Consider the following 15,965-nt stretch of genomic DNA (forward strand, 5'->3'; position numbering starts at 1 on the left):
AATCAGAGATTAGCGCTTGCGTGATCATCCGCGACGCCATATAGTCACTTTTATAGTGACTATCCCTTCCCAAGTAGAGAGCGCCTCCCGGCGCACGTGGATGGCGCTGGTGGTCGTGTGTCTGGGTCAGCTGATGATGGTCGTGGACATGACCATCGTGAACGTCGCCCTCCCGGTCATCCAGCGCGACCTGCAGTTCTCCCAGGCCGACCTCACGTGGGTGGTCGGGGCGTACCTCATCTCGTACGGCAGCTTCCTGCTGCTCGCCGGCCGCCTCGGCGACCTGCTCGGCCGCAAGCGCGTGTTCCTCGCGGGCACGGCCATCTTCACCCTGGCCTCGCTGGCCTGCGGCATCGCCGACTCCCAGCTCACGCTGATCGCCGCGCGGTTCGCCCAGGGCTTCGGCGGCGCCATCGCCACCTCGGTCATCCTCGCCCTGATCGCGACCGACTTCCCGCGCCCGGATCAGCGCGTGAAGGCGATGGGCGCGTACATGTTCGTCGTCACCTCCGGCGGGTCGCTCGGCCTGCTGCTGGGTGGCGCGCTCGTCGAGTCCGTCGACTGGCACTGGATCTTCACCGTCAACGTGCCGATCGGCATCGCGGTGCTCGTGCTCGGCACCCGGCTGATCGAGGACCGCCCGGGCCTCGGCCTGCGCGGCGGCATCGACATCGCCGGCTCGATCCTCATGACCACCTCGGCGATGACCGCGGTCTACGCGATCATCACCGCCGCCGAGCACGGCTGGAGCTCCGCCCACACGCTCGGCTGGCTGGGCGCCGCCGCCATCCTCGGCGTGGCCTTCCTGGTCCTCCAGTCCCGCATCCAGAACCCGATCCTGCCGCTGCGGATCCTGCGCGTGCGCTCGCTGATCGGCGCCAGCGTCGTCCGCGGCTTCCTCGTCACGGGCATGTTCGGCACGTGGGTCATGGGCTCGCTGTACGTCGAGCACGTGCTCGGCTACGGCGCCTGGGCCACCGGCCTCGCGTTCCTCCCGATGACGTTGATCGTCGGCCTGCTCTCGCTCGGCACGACCGCACGCGTCATGGGCGTGCTCGGCCCGGCGCGCACGGTGATCGTCGGCCTACTGATCGTGGTCGGCGCGCTCACGCTCTTGAGCACGGTCGGCGCGACCACGGCGTACTTCCCGACGCTGTTCTTCGCCTTCGCCCTCATGGGGCTCGGCATGGGCACGGCGATGCTGCCGCTGATGACGATCGCCATGAGCGACGTCCGCCCGGAGGACGCGGGCCTCGGCAGCGGCATCATCAACGTCTCGATGCAGCTCGCCGGCGCGCTGGGGATCGCGGTCCTCGGCACGCTCGCGTCCGATCGCTCGGCCGAGCTCACCCAGTCCGGCGACAGCGCCCTGCAGGCGCTGACCGGCGGCTACACCCTCGCGTTCGAGGTCGCCGCCGGAGCCGTCATCGTCGGCATCGTGATCGCCCTGGTGGCGCTCCGCATGCCGCCCCGCGAGCGCGAGCCCGTCCCCGGCTCAGAAGTCGCCGTCGAGGTCTGAGAGCCTCGGCGGGGACGCACCCGCTCGCTCGCACGTCCGGGCGGCGACGGCACACGCGAACGCCGTCGCCGCCCGTACGGCATCCGGGTCGCCCAGGTCGGCGACCGCCAGGCCGGCCCTCGCCCAGTACGCGAGGAAGCCGCCGCCGAACGCGTCGCCGGCGCCGATCGTGTCCACGACCGTGATCGCCGGCGCGTCCACGTGCGCCTCGGTCTCGGCGTCCACGATCAGCGCGCCGTCGCCGCCGAGCGTGACGAGCGCGACCGGCACCCCGAGCGCCCGCGCCGCCTCGGCCACGCCGAGCCCGGGCTCCAGGTACGCGAGGTCGTCCTCGCTGACCTTGACCACGTGCGCGTGGCGCAGCGTCTCGCCGAGCCGCTCGCGGTACGCCTCCCGGTCGGCGATGAACGTCGGCCGGCAGTTCGGGTCGACCATCACCAGCGCACGGTCGGCGACCGCCTCGACCACGGCCCGCAGGGCGCTCGCGATCGGCTCCATCACGAGCCCGAGCGTCCCGACGTGCAGCAGGTCGACGTCGCGGGGCAACGCCGCGAGCGCGGCGTCGGGCGTGACCGACGGCGCGCTCGTGCCCTCCGTGTAGAAGCGGTAGGTCGCCGCCCCGCCCGCGTCGACCTCGGCCAGCGCGAGCGTCGTCGGCTTCGTGGTCGGCACGACCGTGTCCAGACGGACGCCGTCCTCCTCCAGCCGGGCCCGCAAGGTCGCGCCGAGCCCGTCGTCGGACAGGCAGCCCAGGAAGTGCACGTCCTGGTCGAGCCGGGCCAGCGTGCGCGCCGTGTTGTACGGCCCGCCGCCCGGGTGCGCGGCCAACTGGTCCGCGTGCGGGACCAGGTCGATCAGCGCCTCTCCCCCAACGACGATCGTCATGGCCGAACCCTAGACCAACGCACTTGGGCACCGCCCGGCTGAAGCGGTTCAATCCGCGGTGATGCGAACCGCCCTGACCCTGCTGTTCCTCCTGCTGCTCGCGCCCACGGCACACGCCGCGTCGGTCGCCTACATCGCCGACGGCGAGGTCTGGCTGGCCTCGCTCGACGGCAGCCAACGCGTGAAGCTGTCCGGGCCGGTGACGAACGCGAGCGGCGCCTTCGAGAAGTGGAACGCGGTCGCGCAGGCCGACAATGGGCGCATCGTCGCTTCGCGCGTCGAGCCGGGCAAGATCTCGTCCCTCTCCTGGTTCCAGGTGTGGGAGCCGGACGGCACCTCCACCATCCAGGGCCCGCTCACCCGCACGGGCAGCTACGCGCTGCCCGTGTATCCGCTCGGCCTCGACCTGACCGCCAACGGCGGCGCGATGGCGTACGGCTTCTCCAACAGCAACTGCTGCCCCTCCGTGCTGGAGACCGGTACCTACGTGCGGGCCGTGGCGAGCGCCGCGATCCCTCCGGTGCGGATCGCCGGCCAGGAGGACCCGACGTTCTTCGGCGGTCGCCTGGTCACCCATGACCGCGAGATCGTCTACGCCCAGAAGGCGTCCGCGACGACGTACGGCGACGACTTCGCGGGCTGGCTGGACTCCAGCAACCCCTTCGGGCTGGAGGTCCGCCGCACCGACGTGGCCGCCAACGGCGCGGTGAGCGCGCTGGAGCTGGAGCAGTGGACCAACGGGACGCAGACCACCGGCAAGATCGAGCTCCTCTCCACCAACGGCGTCGACCAGAACCCGACGGCCGCGTTCGACTGCCTCGTGCCCTCCACCGGGATCGCCGTCGACGCCTCGCTCTCGCAGGACGGCACGCGCGTCGCGTGGAGCGACGCCGACGGCTTGAAGGTCGCCGGCGCGCCGACCGGCGGCACCGACTTCAACCCGTGCGTGCTGAGCGCGCCCGCGGTCGTGATCGCCCCCAACGGCACGAGCGCGTCGATCGGGCCGGCGAACGTCTCCGCCTTCCTTCCGCCGACGGCGCCGCCGCCGGGTCCGGGCACGGGCACCGGGACGGCGCCACCGCCGACCGCTCCGCCCACGAGCACCCCGGCCGCCCCGACCGCGACGGTGCCCACCAAGGTCACGCGCGCCGCTTTGACCAAGGGCCTCGCGGTCAAGGTCACGGCGCCCGCCGCGGGCAAGGTCACGCTGACCGCGACCGTGCCCGCGAAGGCGCTGGGCAAGAAGGGCAAGGCGATCGTCGTCGCGACCGGTGCAGGCACGGCGAAGGCCGCCGGTCCGCTGACGATCAAGCTCAAGCTCAACGCCACGGGGCGCAAGCAGCTCAAGCGCCTGAAGGGCAAGAAGGCGACGCTGCGGATCGCTCAGGGCGCCGGCAGCACCACCAAGACGATCACGCTTCGCTAGAAGGCGGTGCTGAGGGCGAGCGGGAAGACCGCGGTGGCGCCCTGCCGCCGCAGCTGCCCCGCGATCATCGCCAGCGTCCAGCCGCTGAAGCGGATGTCGTCCACCAGCAGCGCGCCGGACTGCGGCGGGGCGGCGACGACCTTGAACGCCCCGCGCACGTTCGCCACCTGCTGGGCCGAGTTGGCCATCTCGCGCTGCGGCGGGTTGTCCGCGACGCGCTCGAGCAGCGGCTCGAACGGCAGGCCGAGCGCCGCCGCCAGCCGCGCCGCGAAGTCCGGGACGAGCGGGCCGGAGCGCAGTGACGGCACGGCCGTGACGTACGCGATCGGTGGCGACCACACGCGCACCGCCTCGGCGGCCGCGGCCACGAGCTGATCGTCGAAGCGGCCGGCGCCGCGGCCCTGCTGCACGAGCGGGTCCCAGCCGCCGTCGCCGAGGCGGGCGAGCGCGCGGCCCTCCTCCGCCCGGACGCCCTCGGCCAGCTTCTTCATCTTGCCCTCGGCGTCCGGGGCCATCTTCTTGACGTCGAGGACGAGCGGCTTGGAGCGGAGGTGCAGGGCGGCGGCGCGGACGAGCTCAGGGTCGAGCGGGCCGGCGAACCTGGGCCCGGTGCAGACCGCGCAGACGCCGCAGTCCGACGGGTCGGGGTCGTCGAGCTCCTCCTGCAGCGCGCGCATCAGGCAGCGGCCGTCGGCGCCGAACGCGGCCATCGCCTCCTGCTCGCGCCGCCGCAGCGCGGTCACGTGCGCGTAGCGGTCACCGTCGTAGGTCCATGTCGCACCCGGTTGACGGACCCAGCGCGTGCCGTTGCGCGCCACCGCGCCCTCCACGTCGAGCACCTTGAGCATCGCCTCGATCCGGCCCTTGCCGAGGTTGACGATCCCCATCAGCTCGTTCGTGGTCGCGCCGCCGCCGTCGTCCAGCGCCTCGAGCACGCGGTCCACCTGCTCCTGCCGCGGGAACGCCTGCTCGATGAAGAAGTCCTGGATCCGGCGGTCCTCGGCGCCGCGCAGCAGGACGACGTCGGCACGGTCGATCGCGCGGCCCGCGCGGCCGACCTGCTGGTAGTAGGAGATGACCGAGCCGGGCGCCTGGTAGTGGACGACGAAGCCGAGGTCGGGCTTGTCGTAGCCCATGCCGAGCGCGCTCGTCGCGACCACGCACTTGAGCTCGTTGCGCAGCAGGCGCTCCTCGGTCGCGATCCGCGTCTCCGTGTCGACCTCGCCGGAGTACGACTGCGCGGGCACGCCGTGGGCCGACAGGAAGTCCGCGACCAGATCGGCGTCTCGTTTGGTAAGCGTGTACACGATCCCCGAGCCGGGAAGCGAGGGCAAGAAGGTCGCCAGCCACGCCAGTCGGTCCGCCGGCGCGGGCTTCTCCACGACCTCGAGACGCAGCGACGCCCTCGACAACGGCCCCCGATACGTACGCAACGCTCCCGCATGCCCCAACGCCAACTGCTCCGTGATGTCGGCCACGACGCGATCGTTCGCGGTGGCCGTCGTGCACAGCACCGCGACGCCCGCGGGGAGCTGCTCGAGCATGTCCTGGATACGGCGGTAGTCCGGCCGGAAGTCGTGCCCCCAGTCGCTGATGCAGTGCGCCTCGTCGATCACCAGCAGGCCGACGCGCTCGGCGAACAGCGGCAGCATCGTCTCGCGGAACTGCGGGTTGTTGAGCCGCTCCGGGCTGATCAGGAGCAGGTCGACGGCGTCCTCGGCCAGCAGGTCGCGGACCTCCGCCCAGGCGTCGCGGTTCGTCGAGTTGATCGTGAGCGCGCGGATGCCGAGCTTCTCCGCCGCCGCGATCTGGTTGCGCATCAGCGCCAGCAGCGGGGAGACGATCAGCGCCGGGCCTGCGCCCTTCTCGCGCAGCAGCGTCGTCGCGAGGAAGTACACGGCCGACTTGCCCCAGCCCGTGCGTTGCACGCAGAGCACGCGCGCCCGGTCCTCGACGAGGTCCGTGATCGCCTCCCGCTGGTGCTCGCGGAACGTCGCGTTCGGCCCGGCCAGTCTGTGCAGCAGCTCTTCCACCATGAGGACGGTAGGTCGTGGCGCGGATAACTCGCCCCCGCTACGAGTCCTTCGACGGGATGCGCGGCCTCGCGTGCATCCTCATCGTCTGCCTGCACGTGTGGATGTACACCGACGCGAACTGGCCGCGGCCGGGGCGCACCGACCTGCTCGACCGCGTCGTCGGCGAGTTCCGGATCGCGCTGATGTTCTTCTTCGTGCTGTCGGGCTTCCTGCTGGCGCTGCCGTGGGCGGCCGGGCGCACGCCCAACCTGCGGCGCTACGCGGCGCGCCGGTTCGCGCGCGTGGCGCCGGGCTACTGGCTGGCGGTGGCCGGCTCGTTCCTGCTGCTGGCCGGCACGGGCCACGGCCGCGAGGTCGCGGCCCACGACCTGCCGAAGTTCATCTTCTTCATCCCGAACCTGTTCGAGGAGACGCGCAACCTGCTCGACCCGCCGATGTGGTCGCTGCACGTGGAGGTGAGCTTCTACATCGTGCTCCCGCTGATCGGGTTCGCGCTGCTGCGGGCGAAGCGGCCGCTGCTGTCGGTGTGCGCGGTGCTGATCGCCGCCGGGCTCGTGTGGACGACGATCGGGACGCTCGAGGCGTGGCCGCCCGAGGTGACGTGGACGCTGCCGTCGTACATCGGCGTGCTCACGTGCGGGATCGGCGCGGCCGTGCTCGCCCAGCGCCACCCGCCGCGCTTCATCGGCACGGCGGGGGTGTTGATCGTGCTGGCCAACTCGGTCTGGCACTCGAACGGCACCGGCGACGTCGGGCACGCGGTCGGTGACCTGCCCGCCGCGGTCGGCTTCGGCCTGATCCTGTGGTCGATGGCCTACCGCGAGAGCCGGATCCTCGCGTCGCGCTTCATGGTCTGGACCGGCACCGTGTCGTTCGGCGTGTACCTGTGGCACATGCCGGTCCTGTTCTGGCTCGGGCTCAACGAGCGGCTGCCGGAGCGGTTCGTCCCGGCGGCGCTGTGGATCTTCCCGATCACGTTCGCGCTCGCGGCGCTCAGCTGGTACTTCGTCGAGCGGCCCGCGATGCGGCTGGGCGACAAGGTCGTGCCCTCGCGGTCGCCCCGCCGCTCGCCGCGTGCCGCCGAGAGCTAGTTCGTGTTCACGGTGATCTTGGCCACGCCGATCACCAGCCCCGCCGTGAGCGCGTCGACGGCGAACGTCTGGTTGAGGAGGTCGGCCGCCTCCTGCTTGAGCTTGACGGTCGTGCCCTCGAGCTCGGCGGTGCCGTCGTCGTTGGTCTTGAGCGGGTTGAGCGTGCGGCCGTCGAGGAAGAACAGCGGCGCGCTCTCCGCGGCGACCTTCCCGTCCACCGTGACCTTGCCGGTGAGCACAGACTTGCCCGGGTCGATCACGAAGTCGGTCAGCTCGACCGTCTTCCCGCCGCCCGTGAGCGACAGGCCGGAGCCGTCGTGGTCGATCATGCCCTGCACGTACGGGGAGACCGTGCCGGGCTTGTAGTACGTCACGTTGCCGCCGGTGATCGGGAAGCTGGCGACGCCGCTCTCGCTGATCTTCGCGGTGCCGAGCGGGGCCGGCGTGAGCTTGAGGTCACCGAGGGCGCTGACGAACCCGGCGTCGAGGGTGACGGCGGTGTCCTTGCCGCTCAGCGAGGGGATCTGCGCGACGGGCGCGGGCGTGCTGGTGCTTTGGGTCTGGCCGGAGGTGGCCGCGGTGGACTCGTCCTCGCCGCCGCAGGCGGTCGCGGTCACGGCAAGGGCGATCGTGGCGGCCACGGCCGCCAGGCGCTTCGGATGCATCTCGTCTCTCGCTTTCGGAGGGGGTTGAGAGGAGGTGTGTCGCTTCTTCGTGTTAGCCCCCTGGACCGGATGCGTGTGCGGGTTAGGGTTGGCGCGTTGGCTACTGGCGGACTTCTCGGACGACGGGCGGAGCTGGCCGCGATCGACCTCGCGCTCGAGCAGCGCGGCGGGGGTGTGCTGGCGTTCTCCGGTGAGGGCGGGATCGGGAAGACGCGGCTGCTGGACGAGCTGACCGCACGCGCCGGCGACGCGCTCGTGCTGTCGGGTCGTGCCTCCGAGTGGGAACGCGAGCTGCCGTTCGGCGTCTGGGAGGACGCGCTGTCCGACCACGCCGCATTCCTCGGCGTCGACCGGCTCGAGCGCCTGCTCGGCGACCAGGTGGCGGAGCTGGCGGCGGTGCTGCCGCTGGTCGGCCAGGTACCGGCGGGTCTGCAGGACGAGCGCTTCCGCACGCACCGCGCCGTGCGCTCGCTGCTCGAAGGGCTCGCGCTGCAGCGGCCGGTCGTGCTGCTGCTGGACGACCTGCAATGGGCCGACGACGCGTCGCTGGAGCTGGTGGCCGCGCTGCTGCGGCGGGCACCGCGCGGGCGCGTGCTGCTCGCGCTGGCGTTCAGGCCGGCGCCGGTGCGGCCGTTGCTCGCGACCGCGCTGGCCACCGCCGGGCGCGACGGCCGCGTGATCGAGCACGCGCTCTCGACGCTGTCGTTCGCCGACGCCGAGACGCTCCTCGGCGCCGACGTGCCCGCCGTCGTGCGCGGCGAGATCTACGAGGCCGGCGGCGGCAATCCGTTCTTCCTCCAGCAGCTCGCACGCCAGGTGGCCGCGGGCCGCACGGTCACGGCCGGCCCGGGCGCGGCGGGCGTGCCGCAGGCGGTCGCACGCGCGCTCGACCAGGAGATCGCCGCGCTGAGCGAGGCGGGCCGCGCGCTGGCGCAGGGCGCCGCGGTGGCCGGCGACCCGGTCGACCTCGACCTGGCGATCGCGGCGGCCGGGCTGGACCAGCCCCAACAGGCCGCGCCACCCCCACACGGCGCGCCACCCGCGCACGGCGCGCCACCCCCGCACGGCGCCGCCTCCCTCGGCGAGCCGATCCACGCGGCCCCGTCCGGCGACGCGGTCGCCCTCGCTGCGCTCGACGAGCTCCTGGCGGGCACGCTGCTGGTCGCGACCGACGTGCCGCGGCGGTTCCGGTTCCGGCATCCCCTGGTGCGGCACGCGATCTACGAGTCGGCCGCCGGCGGCTGGCGGATCGGCGCGCACGGGCGCGCGGCGGCCGCGCTCGAGGCGCGCGGCGGGTCGCTCGCCGCGCGGGCACATCATCTGGAGCGGTGCGCGCGGCCGGGTGACGAGGTGGCGGTCGGTGTGCTGATCGAGGCCGGGCGCCATGCCGCCGCGCGTGCTCCCGCCACGGCCGCCGAGCGGTTCGCCGCGGCGTTGCGGCTGCTGCCCGAGACGCCCGAGACGCTGTCCAGCCGGCTGGAGCTGCTGGTCGGGCTCGCGCAGGCCCGGGCGGCGACGGGGCAGCTCGAGCGCGCGTTGGAGTCGCTGGACGCGGGCCTGGACATGGTCGGCCCGGAGCTTGCGCCCGTGCGTGCGCGACTCGTCGCGGGCTGCGCGATGTGCGAGAACCTGCTCGGGCGGCACGCCGCCGCTCACGCCCGGCTGCTGAGCGAGCTGGCCGCACTCGGCGAGGGGTCGTTCGCGGCCGCCGACCTCGAGGTCGAGCTCGCCGCCGACGCGCTCTACGACAGCGACTTCGCCGGGGTCGTCGACTGGGCGCGACGGGCACGGGCGACCGCCTCGGAGGTCGGCGTGCCCGGATTCGCCGCCGTGGCGACCGCGCTCGAGTGCTTCGGCGCGCTCGGGCTGGGCGAGATCGCGACGGCGCAGGCGCTGCGCGCGGACGCGGCGGCGCGGTTGGACGCGCTCGACGACGGCGCGCTCGCGGGCCGGCTGGACACCGCCTACTACCTGGGCTTCGCGGAGTTCTTCTGCGAGCACTACGACGACGCGATCCGCCACTTCCGCCGCGGCATCGGCGTCTCGCGCGCGTCCGGGCAGGGCCAGTTCGTGATCCCGATGACGATCGGGCTCGCGCACGCGCTCGAGGTCCGCGGCCGCCTCGACGAGGCGGCCGAGCACGCCGACGCCGCCGTCGAGGGCGCCCGCCTCTGGGGCAACCCGCAGATGCTGTGCTTCGCCCTCACCGCCGACGCCTGGGTGAGCGCGCTGCGCGGCGAGCTGGACCGTGCGCGCTCCGCCGGCGCCGAGGCGATGGCGCTGCTCGACGGCCTCGACGAGAGCGTCCTCTCGCGCGCCACCCGCGTCCACGTCGCCGCCGCGCAGCTCGAGGCCGGCGAGCCCGAGGGCTGCCTGGCGGCGATGAGCGCGGGCGGCGCGCCGGAGTTCCGCGGCGTCGAGCCGGGCCGCCGCGCCTGGCTGTACGCGATCCTCGCCCGCGCCGAGCTCGCCCTGGGCCGCCCGGACGCGGCGGCCGACTGGGTCACGCGCGGCGAGGCGGCCGCGCACGGCCTCGGCCTCCCCTACGCCGAGGCCGCCGTGCTGTGCGCCCGCGCCCAACTCGAACATGAGGGCCCTGGGGCTTTAGGTTCGGCCGCGGAGCTCGCGGACTCCGTCGGCGCGGTCATCCAGGCGTCCCGTGCACGACTGCTGGCGGGGCAGATCGAGGGCGACGTGGCGCTGCTCCAGCGGGCCGAGTCCGACCTCGCGGCGTGCGGCGCGCTCCGCCTGCGCGACGAGGCCGCGCGCGAGCTCCGGCGGCTCGGCGTGAAGACCGGCGCGCGCCGGCGGCGGGCGGCCGGCACGGACGGGCTCGCCGCGCTGTCCGGACGCGAGCGCGAGATCGCCGACCTGGTCGCGCTCGGCCGCACGAACAAGGAGATCGCGGCCGAGCTGTTCCTGTCGGAGAAGACGATCGAGAACCACATGACGCGCGTGTTCAGCAAGCTCGGCGTCTCACGGCGCACCGAGGTCGCGAGCGCGGTCGGGCGCGACTCTTGATTCATTGAGCACTCAGCGGGGTACCGGGCGGGCATGCTCCGACGACGCCCCGCTTCGCTGGTCATCGCGCTTCTCGCCGTGCTGTCCGCCGCGCCGGCGGCGTCCGCCGACACGCAGTACGGCGGCTCCGGCCTGTACAAGGGCAAGGCGGTCGCCAGCCCGTCCATCACGCTGACCCTGCGCGACGATGGGACCGCCGCCGCGCGGGTCGCCTTCGCCTACAGCTGCCGCCGGGTCGCGAACTTCAGCTTCGTGATGCGCCTCACCGGCCGCGTGCAAGGGTCGTCGTTCACGGTGACGGGGCGCACCCGGACACGCGGGCTCGGCACGATCCGCGTGTCGTTGCGCGGCACGGCCACGCCGGCGGACGCCACGGGCAACGCGCGCGTGCGGGTCCCGGGCTGCAAGGGGTACACCAACCCGTTCGTCGTGCGCACCGAGAGCGCCCCCGCCGGCGCGCCCGCTGCGCCGGCTCCCGGAACGCTGGCGCAGGGCTTCACGAGCCAGAGCGCCGCGGCGTTCCGGATGCCGGTCGCGTTGCGGGTGGCCGGCAACGGCCGGGTGTACGCGCGGTGGGGAGCCGTCCTCACCTGTGGCCGCGTCAAGGTGCCGATGGTCGACGTCACGCCGACGCGCGCGATCAAGCCCGACGGCACGTTCGGCGGCAGCGAGACCTACACGATCCGCTATCGCGGCTACAGCGAGCGCTACCGGGTCACGTTCCGCGGGCAGTTCCTCGCCGACGGCGTGAAGGGCACGCTCCGGGCCACGATGCGTGCCCGCCGGAACGGGCGCGCCCTGGTGCCCTGCCGGACCGGCGCGCACACCTGGACCGCCCGCGCGACGTAGCCGTCGGGACCGGGGAATAGCCTCTCGGCGCATGTGGAAGCTGCGCCGAGAGGGACAGGTCATCGCGCCGGACGAGCGGCTGCCGATGCCGGCGATGTTCGGGCTCGGAGCCCAGCACGTGCTGGCGATGTTCGGCTCGACGGCGATCGTGCCCGTGCTGATCGACTTCCCGGTCAGCACGACCCTGCTGTTCTCGGGCATCGGCACGCTGCTGTTCGTGCTGATCACGGGCAACCGCGTGCCGAGCTACACGGGCTCGAGCTTCGCGTTCATCGCCCCGGTGATCGCCGCCAGCGCCGAGGGCGGCCCGGAGCAGGCGCTGGGCGGCATCGTCGCCGCGGGCGTCGTGCTGGCGCTGCTCGGCCTCCTGATCGATCGCGTCGGCTATCGGATCGTCGAGTTCCTGCTGCCACCCGTGGTCACCGGCGCGATCGTGGCGCTGATCGGCCTCAACCTCGCGCCCGTCGCCAAGGACCAGTTCTCCCAACAGGCGGGGATCGCGCTCTTCACGCTGATCGCGATCCTGCTGGCCACCGTCGCCCTGCGCGGCCTCGCCCAGAAGCTGTCGGTGTTCCTCGGCGTGGCCGCGGGCTACATCTTCGCCGCGATCCTCGGCAAGGTCGACTGGACCGCGGTCCACGCCGCCGACTGGGTCGGCTTCCCCGACTTCATGTCCCCGAGCTTCGACCTGAGCGCGATCCTGCTCGTCGTCCCCTCGGTCGTGCTCGTCCTGATCGCCGAGAACGCCGCCCACGTGAAGGCCGTCGCGGCGATGACCGAGCGTGACCTGGACCCGCTGATCGGCCGCTCGATCGCCGCCGACGGCGCCGCCACCACGCTCGCCGGCCTGTTCGGCGGCGTCGGCACCACCACCTACGCCGAGAACATCGGCGTGATGGGCCTCACCCGCGTGTACTCCACGCTCGCCTACATCATCGCCGGCTGCATCGCGATCGCCCTCGCGCTGCTGCCCAAGTTCGGCGCGATCATCTCGGCCATTCCGGTCGGCGTCCTCGGCGGCGCCGTCACCGTGCTCTTCGGCCTCATCGCCGTCCTCGGCGCGCGCATCTGGATCGACAACCGGGTCGACTTCCGCGACCCCGTCAACCTCACCACGGCCGGTGTGGCGTTGATCGTCGGCGCCGGCGACTTCACGCTGCACTGGGGCGACTACACGTTCGCGGGCATCGCGCTCGGCACGGTCGCGGCGATCGTCGCCTACCAGGTGCTGCGCGCCCTCAGCGCCGAAAGGCCTTCCCCTCCCATGGACCCAGGGCCAGGCCTGGGCTCCCGATGAGCGCCTCCTCGGCGCCCGTCCAGCCCTCGATCTCGACGACCACCGGGTCGCCCGTGAAGTTGCCGAGCACGAGCAGCTCCTCGCCGTCCAGGGAACGCGTGAAGGCGTAGACGCGCTCGTCGTCCGGGAGCCGCATGGTGAAGTCGCCGCGGGCGATCACGGGCAGCGAGTGGCGCAGCTCGATCAGCCGCCGGTAGTGGTGGAAGACGGAGTCCGGGTCGGCGACCGCGGCCTCCGCGTTGATCGCAGCGTGGTTCGGGTTGACGGGGATCCACGGCTCGCCGGAGGTGAAGCCGGCGTGCCGGGCGCTGGTCCACTGCATCGGCGTGCGCGCGTTGTCACGGCCCATCTTGCGCAGCGCGAGCAGCACGTCGTCGGGTGAGGCGCCGCCCTCCACCGCCTCGGCGTAGTGGTTGAGCGACTCGATGTCGCGGAAGTCCTCGATCGTGTTGAAGGGCGCGTTGGTCATGCCCAGCTCTTCGCCCTGGTAGACGTACGGCGTCCCGCGGTGCAGGTGCAGGACGGTGGCGAGCATCTTCGCGGCGGCCACGCGGTGCTCGCCGTCGTCGCCGAAGCGCGAGACCGCGCGCGGCTGGTCGTGGTTGTCCCAGTAGAGGGAGTTCCACCCGACGTCGGCCAGGCCCGCCTGCCAGCGGCCGAACGACCGCTTGAGCGCGGGCAGCTCCAGCGCCCGGATGTCCCACTTGGAGTCCGGGCCCTGGTCCAGCGCCACGTGCTCGAACTGGAAGACCATGTCGACCTCGCGGCGTGCCGGGTCGGTGTAGAGGCGGGCCTCCTCGACCGACACGTTCGGCATCTCCCCTACCGCGAGCAACCCCGAGCGCCCCTCGAACACCGCCTCGTGCATCTCGTGCAGGAACTCGTGGATGCGCGGCCCGTTGAAGTACACGCCGGTCGCGAGGTCCTTGGAGATGAGGTTGATGACGTCCATCCGGAACCCGTCGACCCCGCGGTCCAGCCACCAGCGCATCATCGAGTAGATCGCCTCGCGGACCTCCGGGTTCTCCCAGTTGAGGTCCGGCTGCTTGCGCGAGAACAGGTGCAGGTAGTACTCGCCGGACTCGGGGTCGAGCTCCCAGGCGGGCCCGCTGAAGAACGAGCGCCAGTCGTTCGGCGGCGTCTTGCGCCACCAGTACCAGTCCCGCTTGGCCGGGTCGCGGAACCACGGGTGCTCGTCCGACGTGTGGTTCACGACCAGGTCGATGACGAGCTTCATCCCGCGCGCGTGCAGCCCCGCCAGCAGCTCGTCGAACACCTCGAGCGTCCCGAAGACCGGATCGACGTCCTGGTAGTCGCTGATGTCGTAGCCGTTGTCGTCCTGGGGCGAGGGATAGAACGGCGAGAGCCAGACGACGTCGACGCCCAGCTCGGCGAGGTAGTCGAGCCGGCCGATCACCCCGCCGAGATCACCGATCCCGTCGCCGTCGGAATCCGCGAAGGACCGCGGGTAGATCTGGTAGACGACCGCGCTCTGGAACCACGACATCTGGCGGAGACTACGGCTCCCAGCGGAAGCGGCGCACCGCCACCAGCAGCCCGGCGGCCGTCCAGATCACGATCGGGACGAGGTCACCGGCGTGGAAGCTCGTGCCCGGGGTGAAGCAGCTCCCGAACGCGGTGACGATGCGCGACAGCGGGAAGAAGTGCGAGACGTCGACGAGCCAGCTGGGCGCGCCGTCCAGCGGGAACCAGATGCCGCTGATGAACGACACGGGCAGGAACGTCAGCTGCGCGACCGGCATCGCCTGCTCGGCGCTCTTGACCAGCGACGCGACGGCCACGCCCAGCGACGCCAGGCACGCGCTGCCGAGCACGAGCGTGAGCACCGCGGCCGGCAGCGTGCGGGCGCTGATCTCCACCCCGAACGCGGGCACGGACACGAGGAACAGCACGAGGACCGCGCCGATCCCGGTGAGCATGGCGCCGACGACCCACGAGCCGAGGTAGATCGACATCGGCAGCGGCGTCGCGCGCACGCGCTTCAGGAGCCCCTGGTCGCGCGCGGTGGCGATGCCCAGGATCAGCGACGTGTAGCACGCGGTGACGAGGCTGAACATCGCGATCGCGGGCGTGTAGAACTGCGCGAAGCGGATCTTCTCGCCGTACGCATCGACCTCCGCGTTGCCGTTGAGCGCGCTGAAGAGCACGATCAGGATCAGCGGGAACGCGAACGTGAACACGAGCGCACGGGGGTTGCGCAGGGTCAGCCGCACGCGGGCGACGAGCCACTGCTGCGTGAGGGCGATCATGCGGTCAGCTCCAGGTAGACGTCTTCCAGGGTGGGACGGGCGACGGTGAGCCCTTCGAGCTCGACGTCGTGGGCGGCGGCCCAGCCGAGCAGCGGCGCGAGGTCGCGCGTCGGCGAGACCGAGGTGAAGGTCGCGATCCCGCGCTCCACGCGCGCGCCCGCGGGGAGCGTGATGCCGGGGACGACGCGGAAGCTCACGACCGACTCCTCCGAGCGCCCGAGCTTGTCCGGCGTGTTGTCGGCGATCACGTTCCCGCGCGCGAGCACGACGACGCGGTCGGCGAGGTGCTGCGCCTCGTCCATGTAGTGCGTCGTCAGGAAGATGGTCTTGCCGAGCGCGCGCAGGGAGTCGATCAGCTCCCACGACTGGCGGCGCGCGGCGGGGTCGAAGCCGGTCGTCGGCTCGTCGAGGAAGACCAGCTCGGGGTCGCCGACGATCCCGAGCGCGAGGTCCAGCCGGCGCCGCTGGCCTCCCGACAGCTCGCGCGCCTTCGCGTCGCCGCGGTCGCCGAGCCCGACCAGCCCGAGCACCTCGTCGATGTCGCGCCGCTTGGGGTAGGCCGCCGCGTAGAGCACGAGCGCCTCGCGCACCTTGATCTCGAGGTCGAGCCCGGTCTCCTGCAGCACGACGCCGATCCGCTCGCGGAACTCGCGCTCGCGGCGCGCAGGATCGAAGCCGAGGACGGACACGCTGCCGGCGTCCGCCTTCCGGTGCCCCTCGAGGATCTCGACCAGCGTCGTCTTGCCCGCGCCGTTGGGCCCGAGCAGCGCCAGCACCTCGCCGCGCGCCACGGTCAGGTCGACGCCGTCGAGCGCCACGTGGTCCCCGTAGGCCTTGCGGAGCCCGCGCACCCGGATCGCGTCGTTGGAGTCCAATGTCATGCCTCGAAGCATCGGTTTTCCGCGT

The 15,965-nt window shown here is 72.5% G+C and carries 12 protein-coding genes; 6 read left to right on the plus strand and 6 right to left on the minus strand.

The genetic code is table 11. The annotated features are described in order from the left end of the window. Positions 1-100: 100 nt before the first annotated feature. The gene (locus C8N24_RS04225) at positions 101-1,519 is read left to right on the plus strand and encodes an MFS transporter (RefSeq protein WP_121248311.1); all 1,419 of its coding nucleotides are present in this window, start codon (positions 101-103) and stop codon (positions 1,517-1,519) included. On the opposite strand, the gene C8N24_RS04230 is transcribed toward C8N24_RS04225, so the two are convergent. Beyond that, positions 1,496-2,404 carry a PfkB family carbohydrate kinase gene (locus C8N24_RS04230; protein WP_121248313.1) on the minus strand — a complete coding sequence of 303 codons (909 nt, stop codon included), beginning with the start codon at positions 2,402-2,404 and terminating at the stop codon, positions 1,496-1,498. The genes C8N24_RS04225 and C8N24_RS04230 overlap by 24 nt on opposite strands. Positions 2,405-2,465: 61 nt before the next feature. On the opposite strand from C8N24_RS04230, the gene C8N24_RS04235 reads away from it, so the two are divergent. Then, positions 2,466-3,830: a hypothetical protein gene (locus C8N24_RS04235; RefSeq protein WP_121248315.1), complete on the plus strand. Its 1,365-nt coding sequence runs from the start codon at positions 2,466-2,468 to the stop codon at positions 3,828-3,830. Here the strand turns inward: C8N24_RS04235 and C8N24_RS04240 are convergent. After that, positions 3,827-5,866: a RecQ family ATP-dependent DNA helicase gene (locus tag C8N24_RS04240; RefSeq protein ID WP_121248317.1), complete on the minus strand. Its 2,040-nt coding sequence runs from the start codon at positions 5,864-5,866 to the stop codon at positions 3,827-3,829. The two genes, C8N24_RS04235 and C8N24_RS04240, sit on opposite strands and share 4 nt — an antisense overlap. Before the next feature lie 14 nt (positions 5,867-5,880). Between C8N24_RS04240 and C8N24_RS04245 the strand changes: the two genes are divergently transcribed. Then, positions 5,881-6,957, plus strand: coding sequence for an acyltransferase family protein (locus tag C8N24_RS04245; protein WP_147447636.1), 1,077 nt, complete (start codon positions 5,881-5,883; stop codon positions 6,955-6,957). On the opposite strand, the gene C8N24_RS04250 is transcribed toward C8N24_RS04245, so the two are convergent. Further along, positions 6,954-7,622, minus strand: a complete 669-nt coding sequence (locus tag C8N24_RS04250) for a hypothetical protein (protein WP_121248321.1) — start codon at positions 7,620-7,622, stop codon at positions 6,954-6,956. The genes C8N24_RS04245 and C8N24_RS04250 overlap by 4 nt on opposite strands. 96 nt (positions 7,623-7,718) lie before the next feature. Between C8N24_RS04250 and C8N24_RS35310 the strand changes: the two genes are divergently transcribed. Genes C8N24_RS35310 through C8N24_RS04265 form a run of 3 tightly spaced genes read left to right on the plus strand, consistent with a single transcriptional unit; the run spans position 7,719 to position 12,789 of the window. Beyond that, entirely contained in the window at positions 7,719-10,643 is a 2,925-nt protein-coding gene (locus C8N24_RS35310) for a helix-turn-helix transcriptional regulator (protein ID WP_170178836.1), read from the plus strand. Positions 10,644-10,676: 33 nt separating this feature from the next. After that, complete coding sequence (locus C8N24_RS04260; protein WP_121248325.1) at positions 10,677-11,492, plus strand: hypothetical protein; 816 nt, start codon at positions 10,677-10,679, stop codon at positions 11,490-11,492. Between the two features lie 31 nt (positions 11,493-11,523). Beyond that, positions 11,524-12,789: a uracil-xanthine permease family protein gene (locus C8N24_RS04265; RefSeq protein WP_121248327.1), complete on the plus strand. Its 1,266-nt coding sequence runs from the start codon at positions 11,524-11,526 to the stop codon at positions 12,787-12,789. Here the strand turns inward: C8N24_RS04265 and C8N24_RS04270 are convergent. The 3 genes from C8N24_RS04270 to C8N24_RS04280 are packed head-to-tail and all read right to left on the minus strand — an operon-like array spanning position 12,731 to position 15,940. Next, complete coding sequence (locus tag C8N24_RS04270; protein WP_121248329.1) at positions 12,731-14,296, minus strand: glycoside hydrolase family 13 protein; 1,566 nt, start codon at positions 14,294-14,296, stop codon at positions 12,731-12,733. The genes C8N24_RS04265 and C8N24_RS04270 overlap by 59 nt on opposite strands. Before the next feature lie 10 nt (positions 14,297-14,306). Continuing rightward, a complete protein-coding gene (locus C8N24_RS04275; RefSeq protein ID WP_121248331.1) occupies positions 14,307-15,059 on the minus strand; it encodes an ABC transporter permease in 753 nt (250 codons plus the stop codon). Next, positions 15,056-15,940 carry an ABC transporter ATP-binding protein gene (locus tag C8N24_RS04280; protein WP_121248333.1) on the minus strand — a complete coding sequence of 295 codons (885 nt, stop codon included), beginning with the start codon at positions 15,938-15,940 and terminating at the stop codon, positions 15,056-15,058. The genes C8N24_RS04275 and C8N24_RS04280 overlap by 4 nt, the downstream gene beginning before the upstream one ends. Positions 15,941-15,965: the final 25 nt, after the last annotated feature.

It is taken from the genome of Solirubrobacter pauli (genome assembly GCF_003633755.1).
Taxonomy (GTDB): domain Bacteria; phylum Actinomycetota; class Thermoleophilia; order Solirubrobacterales; family Solirubrobacteraceae; genus Solirubrobacter; species Solirubrobacter pauli.